The sequence below is a fragment of the Polaribacter sp. SA4-10 genome, assembly GCF_002163835.1.
Lineage (GTDB): Bacteria > Bacteroidota > Bacteroidia > Flavobacteriales > Flavobacteriaceae > Polaribacter.
Window position 1 is genome coordinate 133,981 of the sequence record NZ_CP019331.1, and the last position, 21,805, is coordinate 155,785.

Below are 21,805 nucleotides of genomic sequence, written 5' to 3' on the forward strand. Positions count from 1 at the left end.
GCAAGTACACACAAAACTGAAAATCCTCGCGGATTTTCAGAAGTGGGCGAGAACAAGCAATTACTTATAGCCATTGTTAGCATACGTGATTTCCAATGGATTCATAATTCTTTTATTCCAAAACGGAGCGTCATACCAACGCTGCTCTATAGCATAAACATAATCTCTGTTTTTCTTATAGTTGACATAACGTTCATTGACAAAAGCAGAAAACGAATTGAGTTCTTCTTCCCCATTGAAAAAAGCAAGAATTTTAGAAGTTACTCTTATACCATCGCTTATTCCTTTATGAATACCATGAGCAGCTATAGGATCATAACTAGACGCTGCATCACCTATTGCTACCCAGTCTTTTCCTTCTATAACAGGTAAAATCCCTGAATAAACAGGCCGAGTATAGTATTGGTGTTCTTTTAGTTTTAGTTTCTTTAATCGTTCTGCTATAAAATTGGTATTGGCTAATTGTGCCTCAAAACCTTCATGTTGCGAATCTTGCAGCGCTGCTATGTTTTCTTTTTCTGAAAGCATCATGGTAATAATACGATTATCTGGCAAAGCGGCATTATACCACCAACCTTCAGGTACGGCTTCGATCTGTATTTGTTTCGAGGGTTTTCCTTCTGCAATGCTTGCTATACGTATGGAAGCAAATAAGCGATCTTCAATAATTTTACTAATTCCAATAGCTTTGGCAAATCGCGAGTTGGCACCAGAGGCATCTACAACAAAGCGTGCATTTACTTTATATTCTGCATTTGCGATCCTATCCCTTAAGCGTAAGGCATAGCCTTTTTCTACTTTTACAGCATCTAAAAACTGGGTGGACCAGTGTATTTGAGCACTTAGCCTTCGAGCTTCATCTGCCAACATGCTATCAAATGCTTTACGATCTAAACGCCATGATGGTCCCAATGGGTTCACTATAAAATCGTTGTACCCTACATCTGCTCTTCCCCATACGGAAGCGTACCCCGGACAGGGTGCATGATTTCCTTTGTAAAATGCTTTTGCTACTCTCAGCTGTTTTAAAAGCAAGATGGTATTGGGCGGACAGTTCTCTCCTATAAGCTCATCACCAATAGCCTGCCCTTCAATGACAAGTACTGAAAGTTCTTGCTTTTGGAGAAGAGAGATGGCCGCGCTTAATCCAGCAGGCCCACCTCCTATAATTACTACATCATATGTGACTGTTGTTTTCAAAAAGGACAGTCTTTTTTAGACTTCTTTTTCGGCGGATTGGCGTTAAATGGCCATTCTGCTACAGGATCTGTAGCATCTCCTGGATTGGTTAATTTCCCCTGTACCTCTAAATACAATTCTGGCGAAAACTCCCTCCCCTCAATATCTACATTAGTTCCCTGTATGATTATTCCTATTTTATGCCATTCATTTACTGCATCCAGAGGGTCTTGAAAAGTAGCGGCTTGTGCAGGATTCACTGCATAAGTTCCTGGGCCACGAATAGACCATTTTTGTTTTGGTAGAACATTGTTCACTACTTCTTCTGCTACATACACTGCATCTGGTCTTTGTGATGGCCACGACCAATATAGGGTTGTTTCGGCACCGTTACTTTCGTTTACACCATCGGTATTAATAGCGGTTTGGTGAATGGAACAGGAATTATAGTCTGTTTGCCACGGAGTTGCCATGAATTTTGAGATATCTCCTGGTTCAATACCATCGGTCATATCGTGTAATGGAATCCATCCGCTTTTTAGAAATGGAGTGGATTTATCTAGGTTTTCATACTTCAATGGAAAGTGTTTTATACGGAAAGGCCCTGCACCAGATATTTTCCAATCTTGAATGTACATGTCTTTGCAACGAACGGTATAACTTACTTCAATACCTGGTACGTAACGTCCGCCCAAACAATTGGCTAAGGATGCCATATCCAATAACTCTCCTGGTCCTAGCTTGGTTTCGTTTCCTTTGGTAAACCTTTTCTTAGACCATTGTTCTAGAAAGAAATATTGGGTTTTGGTTACAGTCATGAAAGAAGTCCCAGCAGCCCCTAATGACAAAGGCATTAAAGGTGCTCCAATATTGGTTTCTTCGTTATTCGGGTTTCGTAAGAAATTTAAGGCCGCCATGATGGTCCTGTTTGGATCATCGTTTTCGCTAATAGCATCCACTGCTGTATGTGCACGCAAAGCCATCTCTGGTAAATTGGCTGTCCAACGTTGTAAGGTACAGGCAATAAACGTAGGCTTGATGTCATTCGCAAAATTTGGTAGATAATCTAAGCGATAAACACCTTCACCATCGTCTCCATTTTCGGATTCCCCTGTTTGACGGAATAATTCGGGTTGCAAGTCTAATTCACGTACAAAGGTATCATACACATCATCCCATACAGAAACAACATTACGAATTTGAGGAGCGTAGGCAGGGTCGCCACAAACTACCCAAGCACCAAAAGCTTCTTCGCTCGAACCGTCTGCAAATTGAATGGTTACTGAAACCGGTCCGTCTGCAGCAGAATCAAACCATCCAACATTATTTAAATCGCCCGTCATTTGAATGGGCACGCCGTATTCATCATATTGCCCAACAGCGTTTCCTGTACTGGGCAACACCAGTAGGCGTCCTTTATCATCCGTTAGAATTTCTCCCAAGGTGTCTAGCGGACCGTTAGGTTCAAAAAGCTCTTCGTTCGAATCTGCAGGAAAACGAACTGGATAGGCTGGCAATTTTTCTATTTCTCCTTTATCATTTAAACAGGTAGGTATCGTACAATCATCAAACTTTGCGCGCTCCTTACTTAAAGCACTTATGGTTCTTGGCCCTGGGTCGATCATCAACCTGTTTAAACGATAGTCCGAATCAATATCTCCATGGGTTTCAGGGTTTCGCAGTTGCGGTACTTGATTGTCTGCATATGCCAAGATCCCTTTGTTGTTTACTACGTTATAGGCAGCCGCCTTTTTATTGGCTAGATGACTTGACCAGACAAGGTCTCTTACCACTCTTCCATCGGGCAACTTTGCTCCTATTGTTACTTCTATTCCGCCACCTTCTGGATAACTTGCTTTGCCATTATGATCGTAAGTATAAATACGAAATCTCGCAGCTTGCTTCTTTAAATTTCCGTCTTCATCTCGAAGATCTTTACTGGTAATGGTTGTTTTTTCTGTTCCTTTTTTGATAGGCAATCCTCCAGTAGTGTCGGTTCCTTCTTGAGGCATTCCAGCGCTATCTTCAGGAGATAATATATAATCATCACTTGTTCCAAAACGCGCAAAATTAATGGTCGGATGTACTCTAAATATGGTTTTATTTTTCATGGTTCTAATTGTTAAATTTTAGACTAGTAGTTTAACTATATTTTGGAGTCACTCCATGCTCCCAGCAGTTACGAATGGCACCGCCAACGCTGGCCATAATTGCAAAGAATTTCTCTGGGTTCTCTCCACTGAACAATCGTTGCAGAGTTTCACGCAACTCAGTGAATTGCTCTATTAGTATGGCTTCTAGTTCTTTGTCTTCTGCGGTATAGTCTGATACTTTTTTTACTGGGAAAGTCTCTGGAAAAGGTTGTGAATTCTTAATCTCATTGAACTTCTCAAAATGATCGTCTTCCGGCTCGGTATCATCCGCTGTGTTTTGGAAAGTCTCTGGAATAGTTTGATTTACTTTAGATTGTCCTTCTCCTTGTTCTGTAATTAAATCTATTAGTAAATCTACTTGGTTAAATCCAACATCTTTGGATTCTGTGATTTTCATTTCTGGCATATTTCTGTAAAAGGCAGAGAAAAAATCGACCTGTCTTACACCTCCTTTGATATCCTTTTTTAAGTGTGAAGCACCTAAACGAAGGGCTTCGTAAAAAGCACCAATACTACCATACTCTTCTACTTTGCTAAAAAGTGGTACTTTTTCCCTCGTTTCATAATCTGGGATCTCTATTAGACACATCGCATTGATGTGATTTAAATCTAAAGGCCCAATCTCTGCTGTATAGGGCAAGTAAGGTTTAATAACCTCCTGATTGTCTAACGAGAAATCGAGATGTGGAATGGTGGTTCCTTCATATACTGGTGCGTCAATACTCGGTGATAAACCATAGGCATTAGCAATATTGGAAGCACATTGCAAATGCAGCATTTCTTGGTTTACAATGGTTCTTATTAATTGATAAGATTCTGACGACTTATCTTTAATCGAATACATTGCAGACATGTAGAAAGGAATCGTCCAGAATTCGAGATCGACGGCACTTTGTAAATGAACCTTTAAATGTTCAAGATTCCAATCGTTTTGTGTTAGTTTCATTTGTTTTCTTTTTTTGGTTACTAATTATTCTATTAATAAAATGTATGCTAACGCTTAGGCTAAGAAATCGTAGGGGAGTTTGAAACGCTGCCCTTTCAGTTTAGTACTTAGCCAAGCCAAATATTTTTATAATTATTTTTCTTTTTTCGTTATCAAAATTTTGGTTTGGCGGGTTTCAAACGAAGCTCTGAACTTCCAATTCACCACCAAAACCCCCTATGTTTTTTAGCCATTGTTAGCTGCTGCCTTTTAATTTTTCTTTTATAGATATTACTTTTATATGATTAGCTTCAAATTTTTCAAGGTAAATATCAAGTGCTTTTTGATAAAAGTCTTTAGCGATATTTGGTTGTTTTTCTTTTTTAGCTAAATCACCAAAAGCTGAATAAATGTCTGCAAAAATATCGTGTCTAATGTCAAAAAACTGTTTATTGATGTCCAATGATTTAGTTAGCATTTCTTTAGCTTCATTAATCTTTTTTTGCTCTATTTTCAGACTGGCATAGTTTAAATACACTACTGCTGTAAAAGGATGATTCTCTGTAAATATTTCTTTGTGTAGTTTAAGTGTTTGAACGAATAAAGAATCTGCTTTTTTGTATTCCTTTTTTGCAGTCATTATAAGTCCAAGTCCGTTTAATGCAAGAGCAGAAGTAGCTGTTGTTTGTAATTCAAAGTCTTTATTAATTTTTATTGTCTTTTGGTAAAGAGAGTCAGATATATTGTAATTGCCAATATAGTAATTGACATATGCAGCATTATTTATTAAGACAGTTACAGCTGGATTATCAAGGTCAACAAAGAAATTGGCAATAGATATTGAGCTATCAGAATGGGTCTTTGCTTTACCAAATTTTGCAAGTATTATTTCAAGGTCAGCTAGACTTGAAAGAATTTCGGGCATTTTTGAATTCCCCCCCCCTAGTTCCTTGTTATATATTTCGAGTATTTGATAATACTTTTTTTCGGATTTTTGGTAATTCCCAAGCTCTTTATCGAGATGGGCATCTACTTTAATATAATTGGCTAATCGTTCACTATTTTCTCCATAGTTTTTTACTGTTATTTCTATTCCTTTGTTTAATATATTTCTTGCCTTTTCATATTCAGCAAGTGCAATTTTTACCTGAGCTAATACTAGATAGTTTTCTGCAATGTTTTGATTTGTTGGTTCAAGAATGCTTATAGAACAATCTAGGCTTTCAGTGAGAATTTCATCAGCCTTCTTATATTGACTTTTTTTGTAAAAATAAAGACCTTCATATAATTTTGTATTACAAAAATATACAGTCGCCATATCAGCGACTTTAAAGGTTTTTTCAATATACAATTTAGCTTGTTCTAAGCTGTCAGTTCGTATATGATTTTTTATTAGGTTATGATAATTTTCAATTATATCTTTTTTGTTTTCTTTGTTTGAACTGTCTTTTTGAAGAATTATAATCGCTGTTTTATAAAATAAATTAGAATATCCGAACTCTACTTGGTCAGACATTGATTCGGCAAGATTACTATAAAAGATAGCTACATTTCTATCAGTTGTGTCCTTAATAGCTTCATATTGTTCTATCGCTTCGACAAAAAGAGAATCTGCATATTCATAGTTGTATAGTTTTTTGTAGCAGAGAGCAAGTCGGTTTTTTGAGTACGTCTGTTCAATCTTCCAATATTCAGATTTACGCTCATAATTAGTGAGTCCTACATCTGACTTAATGTAATAATTTAAAGCTTGTTCATATTGTTTGTTTTCATAATGTTCATCAGCTTTACATTTATAAGCTTTATATAAATTACTAAATGTCCCACTTATTTGCCAAAGTTGACTTTCGTTTGAATAATCTTGAACTATATTGTCTCCATCAATATTTAATGAGTCATTTTGACTTTCTAATGGAACACCAAGCCAAGTCTTTCCTGCATCATTCGCTTGTAAAGCGAATTGAATTGCTCTATCGCATTCGCCTTTTTCAAGAGCATCTTCACATTCCTCGGTATAATCAAACATTCTTAAGTTAGCTTGAATATAATCACGTCCATTGTTAAGTGAGTAGAGAATAGCTCTATATGGTTTGAATGATATTGGAGTATAAGTAAAAAAGGAGGTTACTATTAAAACAATTAACGAGCGTATAAATATTAATTTGATATTTCTAAGATTCGTTTCGGACTTTCTTTGAAGAAATAAGTACCCTAATAGGAACAAAAATAGTAGTCCATTTGCAATAGGGAGAAAATAGTAATAAGATTCTTTATTGACCCATATTAAAAAAGGCAAGTTGAAAAGCGAAGACGAAAATGCTATCCCAGCTATTATGGAAATAGCTATTCTTTTATTTTCTTTTGTTCCAAAGAGCCAATAACCACCAATAAGATAAGAAGCGGATAAGCCCCAAGTCGTAAGAGCAAGTAATGCACTTTTACCTGGGAATGCTAATAATTGAAGTGCCAGTGCAACACCAAAAATGATGAGTATTATTTTTTCGTATTTTTTCATTATTGTTTTGTGGTTGCAGCTAACAATTGTATATCATCATTGCTGATATACACAATATGTATAATATCAAATTTAAAGGAAAAAGTAATACTATCTATGCGTATTTATACGTGTTTTTTACGTTTCTACGCACTCAATGAATTTCTAATGGATATAGAATGCCATTTATAGTGTGTGCTGAAGGTTCCTAAAAATGAATTTGAGTTAAATAATACGTAGCTCCATGCTATTGAATAGCATCTCCAACGTTAAAATTAAATTGAATATCCGTTATTTATTGCCATACTTATTTGCACTTAGACAGAGAGAAAATTGTGTACGGAGTAGATTCGTTTCCGGATGAAGTGAAAAATTCTTCTTTAAAAGAATTACTAAAACAACCTTTTCTAGGATACAGAAAATCATCAGAAATTGAAGGAGTTTAGTTTTTTGTTGTTCCGGTGAAAGTGGTAACGTGTTTTTGTACGAAAAGTAGGCGATTTAGAAGTACTAAACTTTCGGTTAAACACAAACTTTGATATTAGCCAAAAGCCTTGAATTTATTACTATTTCGCCTATTTTCTATATACATTGTTAGCCACTGACTTTTTTCCGCTTTTAGAAATTCAATTAGTTCATTGTACGGAATTTTGATGATATCTTTTTTCAAAATTTTCGCACTTTCTAATTCTATTTTAACCCAACCTGAATCATAAACACTTTCTGTTTCTATTAATACAACTTGGTCGGCAGATTCTAATTCATCAAAAACTCTTTTTTGTTTATTTTCTGAATCATTGTGAATCAAATCAATATATACAGTTTCAAATTCGGAAAGTTCATTATATAACTTTAATAAAAGTTCTCTTGTGATATTTCTATCGCGAGTAGTATAGCTAACAAAAATTTTCATCCGACAATCCCTTTTATGAAAAGCACAAAGGCTATCGTGTTAAGAATAAAAAATATTTGGTAAATTCTTACAGATGAATTTAAAAAGGCTCTTGACCATCTATCCGATTTTTTGCGGTCATCAGGTAATGTATATTCGTCAGTTTCCGAATTTTCATCTTCAGTTTCGCTAATTGTGTTTTTACGTTTTAGTTTTTCAAATCTTTCATCCATTTTAGCTCTTAAATTCTCTTGATAGAAATATGTAAAACCATCTAAATACCAAAAGGTAAAAGTTAATACATAAATAGTTACAAAGAGAGATGCATCAATTTTAGAATCAGTCAGTTTTATTATTGCTGGAATTGATATTCCTATCAGAATAATGAACATTTTTTTAAGTTCAATACTTGCAGTACTAAACCTTGAAGTAGCAGAATGAAGTTGGTCAATTATGACCCAATCAACTTCATCTTCAAATGATTTTTTATATTCTGATTGTTCCATTCAGGTTGACATTATTTTATATGTTTATTAATCTCTTTGAACATATTCTCAAAATTACCCAAAGTTGCTTCGTCAAAGAAGCTTATATCAACTCCCATTTGATTTAGCTTGCTTGCAGGACGATAATGATTGAATCTTTTTACTCCAATAACTTTATTTATTTGCTTGAGGATGGTTTCTAAATCTTTATCTAAATCCTTTAGATTTACTTTATCATAATCATCTTTAAAAGCTGCGTTAAATATTTTTAAATAATCTTTTTTCGTAAATAAATCTTCAATATCAGCGGTTTTATTTCCGTTGCTGGCAAATTCATCAAAAAAGTGTAGATTTTTTTCCTTTATGATTTTATATCTTACTAAATCGTCTACTTTTTGTTTGCCCTTTTGGTCTGTAAAAGTATCTAACATACAAACCACATTTAGTTTAGAACCTCGAAGTAATGAAATAAAAGTTGATACTTTATCAAGTCCGCCAACAGGAACTATTGTAAATTCTTGTTTCAAACCAACTCTTTTGTTGGCTTCTAAAAGTGATGATAAAAGAGTTAAATAAATTAGGTCTGCTGGACCTTCTACTAACAAGTTATTATTTGAGACAAATAGATTTTGAGCTATGTCATATCCCAAGGCTGCTTGTAAAGGAAATAATGTATTTGGGTCTTTTTCTTGGATAGTATCAGAAATAATAGTCCCATTGTCAGTTTCAAAGCAAGTTCTTACTCTATTTAAGTGTTCAGTATCAACCATAAATGGCGAGTGAGTTGTATAAATTATTTGATACTTTTTAGATAAGTCTTCAAAAAACTTCATCAAGTCAGCTTGTGCCGAAGCGTGAAGATTTAATCCAGGCTCATCTAATAGTAAAATGTAGTCAGAATTTTTATCTGCTTGAATTTTACTAAACCAAATAATAAATGAGAAGAACCAATTAAAGCCCTTACTTCTTCTGTCAAGTGGCAACGTAATTTTATGTCGTTGACTTTTTACCCTAATGTCAAGAACCTTCTCTGGTTGGTTTTGCTTGTTTTTTATATTTTGAATCTTAAATTCAATATCTAAATTTTGATTAGTAGTCCAATATTTAAAAATCTCATTGGTAATTTTATTAGAAGAAGCCTCTAATAAAGCTATGTATTTCTCATATTCTTCCTCTGTTGAATCTAGAATTTCTTTCGGATTTATTCTTGCAAGTTCAAAAAGAGCTTTTGATGTTTTGTCCTTTTCATCAGTTGGTGGATTGTTATGTAACTCATTTATGTTTATTTTACCTTTTAGCGGATAATAGTCATCGAAATACCAGAATTTCGGCATTTTTGGATCTATCCAAGCCTTTGCAATATAACCTGTAAGTGAATTAGTAAACTTATAGCCCTCATCTACAAGTTTTTTAATTTTAGTTTTAAGTACTGATAAATCTTCATCTTCTTCTGTGCCTACAATATCTGCTACATCCTTTAAATCCTTACAAGCGATTATAGCATCTTTAGTCGCTTTACTCAATGTATAACCATCGTTAACTTCTAATTCTAAAAATTTTTTAGTATCAGCTTTAAGACCAGTAAAAGAAGTGGTTTCGCTTTTGTAACGCACTGTATATGTGAATTCTTTGACATTAAAAACACCCTTTCCAAATTCATGCTCAATCTCTTTTAACAGTTCATCAGAAATTGAATAGGTGCAATTAATAATATCACAATCCTCTTCCTCGTGCTGAAAATCAATCAATTCGTTTCGTGGATAATCTTGTGTAATGTCAAACTTGAAATCTTCGTCCGAATTGAAATAGTTGGTTTTTGCTATTGCAGTCAAAAAAGACGTTTTACCAGACTCGTTCATTCCAACAACTGTAGTAATATCAGGTTCAATATAAACTATTTGACTTTGTTGGATGCTCTTATATTTATTAACGGTTACTGTCTTTAGTTTTATCATCATATTTTCTCGATTGTAATGTTGTTTTTCAGCTTGTGGCTAACGTGATTGTGTATGATTAGTGGCGTGTTTAAGCACATAATTTAGCAAATACAAACCAAATAGAAAATCAGCAAGGAATTTCGAAAGTAGGCGAGGACTAGCCATTAATTATACACGTCTTAAGTGAGTAGTTTATTTCAGACTTAAATTTCTGTAAACTTGCTCATTCCAAACTTTATTTGAAATATCTTCTTTAGATTTTAGACTGTTATATGTGTCTATCCAATTATCTATTGAGTATTTAATTAAAGTTCTGTTATATTGAATATTTAGCACTAACTCATCACGCAAAATAGGTGGATACTTATCATAAACTCTTGTTTCACTGTTTATAATATTTACTGCAATTATTGGTATTTCAAGTTTAAGTGCAACTTCAATTTCCCAACGTACATATTTATAATGAAATTTTGTTTGGTTACCAACTAATACAATTAATAATTTGGTGTCTCTAAATCTTTCTCGTAATCTTCTTTTGATTGTGTCTTCATTGCTCGTTTCTCGAATGTTATTTAGGTCGTGAGCGTCATAAAAGTTAAAATCAATGTGGTCAGTCGCTTTCCAACTTTGCATTGCTTTGTAATAATCTATATCACTATCAGCATCAAAGCAGACGTATGTTTTATTTCTATATGCCATATTTATTCTTTCATTTGAGGGATTGAATTCGCTAATATTATTGTTAAAAAAATGAAAGATGTAACCGTTTCAATTAATGATAATGAATGTCCAAATTCCGTTATTATATTTACATTTTGATAGCTCGTCGTTAGTGAATTAGAAATGCTAAAAAACAAAGCGTCATTAAATTCAGAATAACCATTTTTCCACTTGAAATTATCTGAAAATGGCTGAGCTATTAAATAAGCGAAAGCCACAATATTGAATGCAATAGAAAGGATTAATTTTAAAAACCGTCTTTTTATTCTTTCGGAATCATAAAAAGGATTTTCTAAATCTTTTGTCCAAACGTGGTAGTAGAAATAAGTATATATATTTGTAAAAATGAGATAGTAAACTGCAAAATTTATTATTTGATTTTTAACATTAAAATACCATAAAAGCATTACGAAAGTCCATTTCGAAATAATAAATAAATCAACAGCGCATCTTGTTGCAGTTATTGAATCTGAAAAAAAGAATTTCTTAAAAACATACTTTGGTAATTCAACTAGATTGAAATATTTAAGATTTTCAATTATTGCATTTATAATTATATATATTATTCCTTTCTTCATAGTGATTGGTAAAATTACTCACAACGGTCTTGTATATGGTTTGTTGCGTGTTTTAAGCACCTAATTTAGCAAATACAAACCGAATTGAAAATCCGTGAGGATTTTCGTAAATAGGCTAGAACTAGCAATAAATTATATACGGTGTTACCACAAGTATTTTTATTTCTACCTTAAAATTTGTCCTCCAGCTATAACATTTCTATTTCTTAGTGAATCTTCAGAGCTGAAAGTAGCTACTACAAAAGAAAGACTAATGTTTTTATTAAAAACCAATCCGAGTTTAAGTTGTCCAAATGAAAAGTCACTATTCTCAATTCCTAAATTATCAATATAAGAATCAGTTCCGAAAATTTTATTGATGTTGTAATTCATATAAAACCTAATATTATTATTGCTAGTTGCTACGTCTGCGTAAATATCCAAACCAAAAGAACCACTACCTGCCCAATCATCTGTCTTTGTTCCAAATTCAGCAAAATCGGCTGTTCCTTTTCCAATTAAACGTGAAATTATAGTCCATTGATTATTACTAGCATGAGAGTATAATAATGGGTATTCGAATTTCAATACAGTATTACCTCCAGTTGTCACTAATCGTTGATATGCTTCATCTATAGTTGCTGTTTCAATATTTTCATCAGAACTGCTTGAAACTAGTGTTCCTAAACTTACTCTAAAAATATATAGTTGACCACTAACTAATTCAGTATATACAGAACCCGAATTACTACCTATGTTGAATCCTGAATTATTTATTAGATTAAAAGTTTTTCCTTTTGTATCATAAAGTATTTCTGAAAATGCGTGAGACCTTTCGTTCCAAAAACCAAAAGTAAAATTACTATAATTCAAATATTCTTTTACATATTCATTTCTATACAGCATTCTGCGTTCTTTCAAGTCTTTAATTTCTGATTTTATCGCATCTAATTCTTCTTGTTTTTCTTTAATTTTTTTATCCGCTAAACTTCCAGTTCCAAAATCAATACTATCAAGTAAATCTTGATATTTTTTCTTTTTAGCAGTTATTTCTAAATCTAGTTTATCAACAACTTTAAAGTTTAAAGTCTCATATTCACCTTCATCATTTTCTTCATAATTTTTCCCTAAGGTTGGATTGTCTAAAATCTTAAAAGATTGAGCATTACTTAAAAGACTAATTGTTAAAAGTAGTAGTGTGAGTTTTAATTTCATAATTGTTAGTTAGTTAGTTATATTTGTGGTAACAATTGTATATTATCATTGCTGATATACACAATATGTGTACTATCAAATTTAAAGGAAAAAGTAATCCTATCTACACGTATTAATACCTGTTTTTTGCTTTTATGCACTCAGTGCATTTCTAACGGATGTAGAATGCCATTTATAGTGTGTGCTGAAGGTTCCTAAAAATGAATTTGAGATAAATGATAGGTAGCGCCGTGTTATTGTATAGCATTTCTAACTTCAAAATTAAAGGAATTAGAATGTCCCTAGCTTTTTGTCATTCCTGCGTAGGCAGGAATCTATAATTGATATCTAAAACAGCTCTTTAAAACTCAGTTAAATAAGTACTTCTTTTAAAAGTTGGCTTTTATATTTTTTTAAAAAATTAGTATGGCTTCCTGTCTTCGCAGGAATGCCAACTAGTTATAAATCAAATATTTTTTCCTAATTTTCTTAAACACCACCAAATCTTTTTGCCAAGTTTTTCTAATTGCTGGTTCAGACAAACCCTGTTCTATTTGTTGCTGTAGTTTTTTTGTACCGGCATGAATGGTAAATGTTTTCCCAAAGAATTTTTCTGTTTTTGGCGTTTTTTGATACGCATCAAGCAGCCATTCTAAGTTTAAAGAACTCAGTTTTTTAGTAGTACTTAAGTCAACACCATAACAAAGTTTGCCTTCATGCTTTGGATATTTAGAACCAAAATTTGGTTTTGGTGTGTAGCTAAAATTACTTTTTGGAAAAAAGGAGGCGCCATATCTTTGAAACTGAAATTCTGTTCCTCTACCAGCATTAATTATGGTTCCTTCAAAAAAACCTAAACTTGGATACAGATTTATAGCTGTATCATTTGGTAAATTAGGAGAAGGTCTTAGGGTTAAACTGTATTCTGAATTATGAGAATAATTTTCTAAAGGAATCACTGTTAAATCACATTTAACACCTTTTTTTAACCACTTTTCTCCATTAATCATTTGTCCGTATTCGCCAATTGTCATACCATAAACAACCGGAACAGGATGTTTACCAACAAAAGAGGTGTGTTCCAATTCTAAAACAGGACCATCAATATAATGTCCGTTTGGGTTTGGTCTGTCTAAAATAATTACAGGAATTCCAGCTTCTGCACACGCTTCCATTACATAATGTAAAGAAGAAATATAAGTGTAAAAACGCGCACCAACATCTTGTATGTCAAAAACTACAACATCAATTCCTTCTAATTGTTTGGCAGAAGGTTTTTTGTTTTTTCCGTAAAGAGATACAATAGGAATATTGGTTTTTTTGTCTACTCCATCTGCAACGGCTTCAGCAGCATCAGCTTTTCCTCTAAAACCATGTTCTGGAGAGAAAACTTTTTTAATAGTAATTCCGTTGTAATTATGTAAAAAATCTACCAAATGGTGCGTCACTTTTTTAGAACCCATAGTATTAGGTGTACCTTCTACAGGTTGTAAAACAGACAAAACAGAAGTTTGGTTTGCAACAATAGCAACATTTTTGTCTTTTAGTACCTTTAAATATAAATGGGTTCTTTCTGCACCCGTTTTTATAATTAGTGGGTTCTTTTCTTCCTTTTTTATAATAGGATTCGGTTTTTGAGCACAAGAAATCAGCTGAAAATTCAGCAGAAAAAACAAGAATAAATATGTACTTTTGAAAGGTTTAAAATCTATCATCAATTTGAATTACGAGTTATTTATTGCAAAACGCATTATTGCTGGCAAAAAGTATAAAAATAGCATTTCATCTCCAATAATAAAAATTGCAATTACAGCAATTGCATTAGGAATTATTATTATGATAATTGCTGTGGCAACGGGTAGTGGATTGCAATATAAAATTCGCGATAAAATGGCGGGTTTTAAAGGGCATGTTCAAATCTTAAATTATGATAATAATAACTCAGATATTTCTACAACACCTATAGATAAGAACCAAGATTTTTATCCAAAATTCACCACTATTTCTGGGGTAAAAAATGTACAAGTTTTTGCAAATAAAGCCGGAATTTTAAGAACAAAAACCGATTTTGAAGGGATTATTTTTAAAGGGGTTTCTACAGAGTACGATTGGTCTTTTTTTAATGAATATTTAGTAGCAGGAAAAGTACCCGATTTAAATAAAGCAAGAACTAGAGATGTTTTATTGTCTAAAACGGTTATGAATCGTTTGCGATTACAACTAAACGACACCATTTTAGCCACTTTTCTAAAAACGGCTACTAGCAAATTACCCTCAAATAGAAAATATGTAATAACGGGTATTTACAGTTCTGGTTTTGCTCAGTTTGATAAAAACATGATGATTGGTGATATTAGAGAGGTTCAGAATTTAAACAAATGGACAGAAAATGAAGTTGGCGGCTTTGAAGTGATTTTAGATAATTTTGATAATATTGAAGAAAAAGGAGAAGAAATTTACAGTGCAATTGGGGCAACTTTAAATAGTAAAACCATTGTAGATAGTTATGCAACTGTTTTTGAATGGATCAAACTTTTTGATAATAATGTATGGTTTATCATTGCCATAATGATTCTTGTTGCAGGTATAAATATGGTGACTGCTTTGTTGGTTTTAATTTTAGAACGCGTACAAATGATTGGTATTTTAAAAGCCTTAGGAAGTTCTAATTCTAGCATTAGAAAAGTGTTTTTATACAACGCTACGTACCTAATTTTAAAAGGACTTTTTTGGGGGAATATTATAGGGTTGTTGCTTGTTTTTATTCAGTATTATTTCGAGGTAATTACCTTAAATCCAGAAACGTATTATGTGGCCGTAATGCCCGTTTATATTTCTTTTAAACAATTGATATTACTTAATTTAGGAACACTTTTATTGTGTTTTTTAATGTTGATAATTCCATCTTATATCATCACTAAAATTAATCCGTCTAAGTCAATTAAATTTGCTTAAATTTATTTTTACCACATAGCATACATAGCTGTTTTTGGGCGTTCCCTAAAGGTCGCGCTTTTCACTGTATCTTTTTTTCGTTACTCAAAAAAGGATGTCGTTTCAATCGCTAACGCAAGTAATCTATCTATTTTTAGTGTTGCTATTTGTTTGCAGCTTATTTGCGTTAGCGATTGAATGGCGTGTTTGAGCTCTTTTTTAGTTGTCAGTTCGCTTTAATTTGCTTTTTTGCAAATTTGTATCGAGAACAAAACTAAAAAAAGCGAGTAATGAAAGCGCGACCCTTTTGGGAACGCCAAAAAAATATTTTACCTTTGCAGTCGAAAATTAATAAATGAAATACGCAAAAAACATATTAGAAACCATTGGTAATACACCTTTGGTACAACTAAACGTTGTTACTAAAGAAGTAGCTGCTTTGGTGTTGGCAAAGGTAGAAACTTTTAACCCAGGAAATTCTATAAAAGATAGAATGGCGTTAAAAATGGTTGAAGATGCAGAAGCAGATGGACGTTTAAAACCCGGAGGAACCATTATAGAAGGTACTTCTGGAAACACAGGAATGGGGTTGGCGTTGGCAGCAATTATAAAAGGTTACAAATGTATTTTTGTATTATCAGACAAGCAGTCTAAAGAGAAAATGGATATCTTACGTGCGGTTGGTGCAGAAGTAATTGTGTGTCCAACAAATGTAGAACCAGAAGATCCTAGATCTTATTACTCGGTTTCTAAACGTTTAGGAGCAGAAACACCAAATTCTTGGTATGTAAATCAATATGACAATCCAAGTAACGCGCTTACACATTATGAGCAAACGGGACCAGAAATTTGGGAACAAACAGATGGTAAAATCACTCATTTTGTTGTTGGAGTAGGAACGGGAGGAACCATTTCTGGAACTGCAAAATTCTTGAAAGAGCAAAATCCTAATATTAAAGTTTGGGGAATTGATACCTATGGTTCTGTGTTTAAGAAATACCATGAAACGGGTATTTTTGATGAGAATGAAATTTACCCTTACATTACAGAAGGAATTGGAGAAGATATTTTACCAAAAAATGTGGATTTTTCTTTGATTGATGGTTTTACGAAAGTAACCGATAAGGATGCGGCAGTTTATACGCGTAAAATTGCCAAAGAAGAAGGTATTTTTGTTGGTAATTCTGCTGGTTCTGCAATAAAAGGATTGTTGCAATTAAAAGAACATTTTACAAAAGACGATGTTGTGGTTGTGTTATTTCACGATCATGGAAGTAGGTATGTTGGTAAGATGTTTAATGATGATTGGATGCGTGATAGAGGTTTCTTAGAAGAGGAAATTAAAACGGCTGCAGATTTGGTTAAAATTCATGGTGATGCACCTTTGGTTACGGTACAAACTGAAGAGTTAGTTTCTCATGCAATTGAGAGAATGCGCGATTATAAAATAAGTCAAATTCCGGTAAAAGACAGTAATGGTTTTGTAGGGTCTATTGATGATGCTGTTTTATTACACAATTTTATTGACGATAAAAATATTGCAGACAAACCAATTAAAGGTATTATGGGAAAATCATATCCAATAGTAAAGAAATCTGCTAAATTAGATGAAATTTCTAAATTGATAACCAAAGAGAATCAAGCTGTTTTGGTTGATTTAGAAAACGGGAATCATCATATTATTACAAAGTCTGATATTATTAGTGCGATGTAATAGGTTTTGTTTTCAACTGAATTAGAACTTACATAACACAAAAAAAAACCATCTCAAAAGAGGTGGTTTTTTTTATTAACTAACTAACTAATTCAACTAATTCAAATAATTTACAAAGAAGAGGTTTACAACGTCTCTTCATTTTTATACTATACAAGCTTCGTGCCGAAGTTTATTTCTAGGAATTTATTTATTCTATACACGTAACTTTTACAGTTTATGAACATTAAAGATGTTTTTACTACTGAATGTTTCGTTTTATTCCTTTTAATGTGGCTTTAATTCATGTATTCCTTTTATTCTTTAATGATATTTTAGTTTTTTTATTTAAAATCCAGTTTCTGGAGCTTCTGTGCTTTAATTCTGCGCTTTTTGTGGATTTAATATGAGCTAATTCCTATTGCTCTTAAAGTAGCATGTTTACAGAAATTCCTTGTTTTTAAATTCTAATTAATAATTAATTTCTTTGTTAATAGTTGATTTTTTATATTCTTAATACGAATAAAATAAATTCCTTTATTTAAATCAGACACTTCATATAAATTATTTTTAATACTCTCTTTTGAATATGTTTTTACTTGTTTACCTGTAACATCATAAATACTTACTATTAGAGCTTCATTTGTTAAGGAAAAAGTATTAGAAGCAGGGTTTGGGTATATTTTAAAAATATTGTTTTCTAAAGCAACATCTTCAGTAGAAAGTGCTGCTGGATTATCTGCATAGATTTTAAATTCTCCAGGCGCTAAAGATATTAGAGCTGATGTATTCGTAACATTTATGGTAGAATTTTCATTTAACAAATTATACCAAGTTCCTGTTTTTTGAAAAATCGGATTAATACTTTGAGTTGTAACTCCAAAATTTCCTATAACAACAATGTTTTGAATACCTGTAGCAGATGGATTTGTTAAGTGAATCTTTTTTAATCCATTTGTATTAGCAACATCTAAAGAAAAATCTTCAGTTTCAAAAATATCATATTTCAATTTTAATTGAATAATTTTAGACCAAGTATTATAAAGGTTTTTTCTCTCTTGATTGTCAAAATAATTCCATAGAATTGGTTTGTTACCTATTCTTCCGTTTTGATCTATAGAAATATCATAGCCTAATTCTCCAAATTGCCATATCATTTTGGGGCCAGGAATGGTAAAATAAAAAGCCCCTCCAATTTTTTGTCTATCTAAAGCAGTTGCTAAATTTTTAACATTATAACTCCCGCTAAAATTTCCAAATTGTAAATTTTTATACATTAAACGTTCTTCATCATGACTTTCCATATAACTTACATTTGCAGGTACAGACCAACCTCTGTTTTTATACGAAATCCAAGAAAAATCAGAACTAGCACCATACCCCATAGTTGCTTGATTGTATTGAGAATTATGATTTCCCCATAGCATAATTCCTTTTCCTTCACTTAAACGGTAATTTACCCATTCAGTTTCTTCGGTATTTCCACCTAAGTGCTCAAATATTACATAAAAATTAGGGTCAATATTCCATTGGTAATCTGCATATTCTTTTAAAACAGTAACTCTATCTTGTTGGTATGCGTTTGTACAAGCATCGCTACCGGTACAGTTTTGTGTAAAACCTTTTGTTAAATCCCATCTAAAACCATCAATTTTATATTCATCAATCCAATATTGAGAAACTCTTTTTACGTAATCTTGAGTTGCTTGTTTAGAGTGATTAAAATCGTTAAAAACACTGTAAGAATGTCTTGCAATTGGGTTGAAAAAAGGACTGTCTGTACTTGCTTGACCACCATAACCACCATTGTCTGTATTATACATTCTATAATAAGGGTTTTGCCCACTTGCGTGATTAAAAGCAACATCAATAATAACAGCCATTCCTCTTCTATGGCATTCATCAACTAACTGCTTAAAAGCTTTAGTATTACCATAATATTTATCTAAAGCCATATGAAAAGAAGGATTATATCCCCAAGATTCATTACCATCAAATTCCATAACTGGCATAAATTCAATGGCATTTATCCCTAAATTTTGCAAATAGTCTAATCTATCTTTTACTGCATCAAAACTATGTAATTCATCAAAATCTCTAATAAGAAGTTCATAAATTACTAAATCTGTTTTTGCTGGTTTTTGAAAGTTTGTTACTTGCCAATTGTAAGCTACATCACCAGTTCTTAATAATGTAACTGCATGATTTGTTTTTCCTGAAGGATAATTAGGTAAATTAGGATATGTTGTAGCGTTTATATATTGATCATTATACTCACTTAAAATTACTGTAGAATAAGGGTCTGCAACTCTTAAATCTGCATCAATTATATATTGATACGTATAATCTGTTTGCGCAGTTAAACCTGTAAGTTCTATCCAAAAACGATCATTAGAACTATCTTTTTTAAGAAGGTAAGTGTCATTTAATTCCCAGTTATTAAAGTTACCAATTAAATGAACAAACTCTTTTTCTGGCGCATAAAAAACTAAGGTAGCTTTTGTAGTATCTGATGGGTTTAAGTTAATTCCATCTTTCATTCCAGAAGGAACAGCAGCTTCTGTAACAGTTGGTTTTACAATTGCTTGAAAAGTGGTACTTTTTGTTTCTCCGTTATTTGTAGCTTCTAATAAAAAGGTTGTGTTTTGTGAAACGGTAGGAGAGAAGGTATACGTTAACCCAGAGTTTTGATTTACGATTGTACCATTTGCTTTTAAAACAAAACTAGCCGTTAGTGATGCGGAAGCATTTATAGATAAACTTTCTCCGGAGTTTAAAACTGTTGTTGCTGTTGAAGGTGAATTTAATGTTAATTGAAATGAACCAACATTAAAAATAAAATCGTTACAACCATTGTCTTTCAATTCTTGAGAACCATTTGCATTTCTAAAAACAATTCCCATCTTAGTAACACTAGCAGCTTGTGCATCTGTTAAATTATAATATGTTTTTGGAACAAAAGTAATTTCCCAAAGATTGTTAGATGCGTTTAGTGTCATTTCACCAACACCATTGTCTAATCCCCAATTACCAACTACACTTGTATTAAAAGCATCTGCATCTGTACCAACGCCAGAGTGCATATAAACTTTTGTAGGATTATTGAGTCCGTTGCAATCTGTAGCAGAACTATTTGCATCTAAACTTATTGTTATAGATGCTGTTATGTCAAAAGGATTTGGAGTAATTGTAACTTGGCTAAAACCTATTGAAGTTATAAATAGAATAAATAAGAAAGCAATTTTTTTCATACATATAGTGTTTTAAAAACAAAGGCTACTTTTAGAAAGTAGCCTTTGAAAAGTTGATACAAAATTTAGTTTATTGTATATGTTGGGGTATCAGGATCTGTAAAATCTAAAACAAAAGAATACGTTCCTGCAACAGAAATTATATTATCTCCTCCATCATCTAAAGTACCATCTGCACCAGTATCTCCATAATTAAGAGCCCATGCTTCATTAGATCTGAATTTATATTCACCTTCTAAAAGTGTAACGTTATTTAAAACCCAAATATTATCATTAGGTTGAGACCAATCTCTTGTAAACAATGCATCAGAAGTTGCTCCCCAATCATTATACGCAGAACCTACAAGTCCCCAAATATGATCTATTGCTTGTAAAGAGTACGAAAAATCATTTAAGTTTACAGTAATAATATACCTACCTGCTGAGGTAGCAATATTATCTCCTCCCAAATCTAGAACACCATCTGCACCAGTATCTCCATAGTCTGTAGTCCATTCATTATTCATTCTTAGTTTCATTTCGCCATCTAATAATTTTACAATTCCTCTAAATTGATCTGAATAAGAATCATAAGTAAGGGCGAAATCTGGAGTTGCTCCCCAATCATTATAAGCAGAACCCACAATACCAATAGAAAAACTTTCCATAGTATATGTTAAATCATTTAAGTTCATTAGAATCTTATAGGATCCAGCAGTTACCGTAATATTATCCCCACCTGCATCTAATGTTCCGTCTACACCTGTATCACCATAATTATTGGTCCAAAGGTTATCTTCTCTAAATTTAATTTCTCCATCAATTAAAGTTACATAAGCAGCTAAAATTCCTGCTGTACTTGTAGTAAAGAAAGGTAAATCTGGGGTTGCTCCCCAATCATTTGCTCCAGAACCTACAACACCCCATCTTGTAGTTAAATCTAAAATACTTGAATATGGAGTTACATTAATCGCTTTTGAGCTAGAATCAATAAGTAATTGCCCACCAACAAAACCTTGTAGCTTTAGAGCTAAGTCTGAAGCAGTATCTGCCTCTGCGCCTAAACCTAATGCAATTGAGTTTAATTCTACAGTAGTAAAAGTTTTTTCTAAATTATCTCCAATATCTAGTGTTACTGCACCACTAAAATCTCCTGTAGCTAAATCTACAAGTAATTTGTAGGTAGGTGCTGCATCAAAACCAAAATCAGGTTCAGCCCAACTAGTATTTAAAGCTATTTCAGTTTGATTGGCTTCTAAAAGCACAATTGGCGTATTTTCTTGAATGATAAGTTCTGTAGAAGCTTCTACATTCGTATTTAATACTATTCTATCACTAATATCTTCACAACTGGTAAAGCCAATTGATACAACAATTAGAGCGAATAACGAATTTATTATTTTTCTCATGTC

At 32.6% G+C, this 21,805-nt stretch carries 15 protein-coding genes; 2 read left to right on the forward strand and 13 right to left on the reverse strand.

From position 1 onward, the window contains the following. Positions 1 to 60 precede the first annotated feature (60 nt). The 11 genes from BTO04_RS00665 to BTO04_RS00715 form a co-directional block, all read right to left on the reverse strand. Positions 61 to 1,200, reverse strand: a complete 1,140-nt coding sequence (locus BTO04_RS00665; RefSeq protein ID WP_087562655.1) for an FAD-dependent monooxygenase — start codon at positions 1,198 to 1,200, stop codon at positions 61 to 63. Continuing rightward, positions 1,197 to 3,290: a LodA/GoxA family CTQ-dependent oxidase gene (locus BTO04_RS00670; protein ID WP_087562656.1), complete on the reverse strand. Its 2,094-nt coding sequence runs from the start codon at positions 3,288 to 3,290 to the stop codon at positions 1,197 to 1,199. The genes BTO04_RS00665 and BTO04_RS00670 overlap by 4 nt, the downstream gene beginning before the upstream one ends. Before the next feature lie 31 nt (positions 3,291 to 3,321). Beyond that, a complete protein-coding gene (locus BTO04_RS00675; RefSeq protein ID WP_087562657.1) occupies positions 3,322 to 4,278 on the reverse strand; it encodes a ferritin-like domain-containing protein in 957 nt (318 codons plus the stop codon). Between the two features lie 235 nt (positions 4,279 to 4,513). After that, complete coding sequence (locus BTO04_RS00680) at positions 4,514 to 6,772, reverse strand: lipopolysaccharide assembly protein LapB (RefSeq protein ID WP_087562658.1); 2,259 nt, start codon at positions 6,770 to 6,772, stop codon at positions 4,514 to 4,516. Positions 6,773 to 7,292: 520 nt separating this feature from the next. Further along, complete coding sequence (locus BTO04_RS00685; protein ID WP_087562659.1) at positions 7,293 to 7,664, reverse strand: TIR domain-containing protein; 372 nt, start codon at positions 7,662 to 7,664, stop codon at positions 7,293 to 7,295. Further along, positions 7,661 to 8,149: a hypothetical protein gene (locus BTO04_RS00690; protein WP_087562660.1), complete on the reverse strand. Its 489-nt coding sequence runs from the start codon at positions 8,147 to 8,149 to the stop codon at positions 7,661 to 7,663. The genes BTO04_RS00685 and BTO04_RS00690 overlap by 4 nt, the downstream gene beginning before the upstream one ends. An 11-nt stretch (positions 8,150 to 8,160) precedes the next feature. Beyond that, entirely contained in the window at positions 8,161 to 10,086 is a 1,926-nt protein-coding gene (locus BTO04_RS00695) for an AAA family ATPase (protein ID WP_198342088.1), read from the reverse strand. Positions 10,087 to 10,257: 171 nt separating this feature from the next. Continuing rightward, positions 10,258 to 10,764 (reverse strand): TIR domain-containing protein, encoded by a 507-nt coding sequence (locus BTO04_RS00700; RefSeq protein WP_087562661.1) that lies wholly within the window; start codon positions 10,762 to 10,764, stop codon positions 10,258 to 10,260. Between the two features lie 2 nt (positions 10,765 to 10,766). Continuing rightward, positions 10,767 to 11,363 carry a hypothetical protein gene (locus BTO04_RS00705; RefSeq protein ID WP_087562662.1) on the reverse strand — a complete coding sequence of 199 codons (597 nt, stop codon included), beginning with the start codon at positions 11,361 to 11,363 and terminating at the stop codon, positions 10,767 to 10,769. A 165-nt stretch (positions 11,364 to 11,528) separates the two neighbouring features. Next, on the reverse strand, positions 11,529 to 12,557 hold the full coding sequence (locus BTO04_RS00710) for a DUF4200 domain-containing protein (protein WP_087562663.1): 1,029 nt from the start codon (positions 12,555 to 12,557) through the stop codon (positions 11,529 to 11,531). A gap of 434 nt (positions 12,558 to 12,991) precedes the next feature. After that, positions 12,992 to 14,251 carry an exo-beta-N-acetylmuramidase NamZ domain-containing protein gene (locus BTO04_RS00715; RefSeq protein WP_087562664.1) on the reverse strand — a complete coding sequence of 420 codons (1,260 nt, stop codon included), beginning with the start codon at positions 14,249 to 14,251 and terminating at the stop codon, positions 12,992 to 12,994. Positions 14,252 to 14,255: 4 nt separating this feature from the next. On the opposite strand from BTO04_RS00715, the gene BTO04_RS00720 reads away from it, so the two are divergent. Continuing rightward, a complete protein-coding gene (locus tag BTO04_RS00720) occupies positions 14,256 to 15,491 on the forward strand; it encodes an ABC transporter permease (RefSeq protein ID WP_087562665.1) in 1,236 nt (411 codons plus the stop codon). 334 nt (positions 15,492 to 15,825) lie between these two features. Next, positions 15,826 to 17,184, forward strand: coding sequence for a pyridoxal-phosphate dependent enzyme (locus BTO04_RS00725; protein WP_087562666.1), 1,359 nt, complete (start codon positions 15,826 to 15,828; stop codon positions 17,182 to 17,184). A 446-nt stretch (positions 17,185 to 17,630) separates the two neighbouring features. On the opposite strand, the gene BTO04_RS00730 is transcribed toward BTO04_RS00725, so the two are convergent. Together BTO04_RS00730 and BTO04_RS00735 are read right to left on the reverse strand one after the other, a co-directional pair. After that, positions 17,631 to 20,414: an alpha-amylase family glycosyl hydrolase gene (locus BTO04_RS00730; RefSeq protein ID WP_087562667.1), complete on the reverse strand. Its 2,784-nt coding sequence runs from the start codon at positions 20,412 to 20,414 to the stop codon at positions 17,631 to 17,633. Between the two features lie 65 nt (positions 20,415 to 20,479). Next, complete coding sequence (locus BTO04_RS00735) at positions 20,480 to 21,802, reverse strand: SusE domain-containing protein (protein WP_087562668.1); 1,323 nt, start codon at positions 21,800 to 21,802, stop codon at positions 20,480 to 20,482. Between the last annotated feature and the right edge of the window lie 3 nt (positions 21,803 to 21,805).

Bases quoted from the DNA above. Each gene is read 5' to 3' on its own strand.
- BTO04_RS00730 (WP_087562667.1), bottom strand. From the start codon at position 20,414: ATGAAAAAAATTGCTTTCTTATTTATTCTATTTATAACTTCAATAGGT.
- BTO04_RS00735 (WP_087562668.1), bottom strand. From the start codon at position 21,802: ATGAGAAAAATAATAAATTCGTTATTCGCTCTAATTGTTGTATCAATT.
- BTO04_RS00695 (WP_198342088.1), bottom strand. From the start codon at position 10,086: ATGATGATAAAACTAAAGACAGTAACCGTTAATAAATATAAGAGCATC.
- BTO04_RS00675 (WP_087562657.1), bottom strand. From the start codon at position 4,278: ATGAAACTAACACAAAACGATTGGAATCTTGAACATTTAAAGGTTCAT.
- BTO04_RS00670 (WP_087562656.1), bottom strand. From the start codon at position 3,290: ATGAAAAATAAAACCATATTTAGAGTACATCCGACCATTAATTTTGCG.
- BTO04_RS00715 (WP_087562664.1), bottom strand. From the start codon at position 14,251: ATGATAGATTTTAAACCTTTCAAAAGTACATATTTATTCTTGTTTTTT.
- BTO04_RS00710 (WP_087562663.1), bottom strand. From the start codon at position 12,557: ATGAAATTAAAACTCACACTACTACTTTTAACAATTAGTCTTTTAAGT.
- BTO04_RS00725 (WP_087562666.1), top strand. From the start codon at position 15,826: ATGAAATACGCAAAAAACATATTAGAAACCATTGGTAATACACCTTTG.
- BTO04_RS00685 (WP_087562659.1), bottom strand. From the start codon at position 7,664: ATGAAAATTTTTGTTAGCTATACTACTCGCGATAGAAATATCACAAGA.
- BTO04_RS00680 (WP_087562658.1), bottom strand. From the start codon at position 6,772: ATGAAAAAATACGAAAAAATAATACTCATCATTTTTGGTGTTGCACTG.
- BTO04_RS00700 (WP_087562661.1), bottom strand. From the start codon at position 10,764: ATGGCATATAGAAATAAAACATACGTCTGCTTTGATGCTGATAGTGAT.
- BTO04_RS00690 (WP_087562660.1), bottom strand. From the start codon at position 8,149: ATGGAACAATCAGAATATAAAAAATCATTTGAAGATGAAGTTGATTGG.
- BTO04_RS00705 (WP_087562662.1), bottom strand. From the start codon at position 11,363: ATGAAGAAAGGAATAATATATATAATTATAAATGCAATAATTGAAAAT.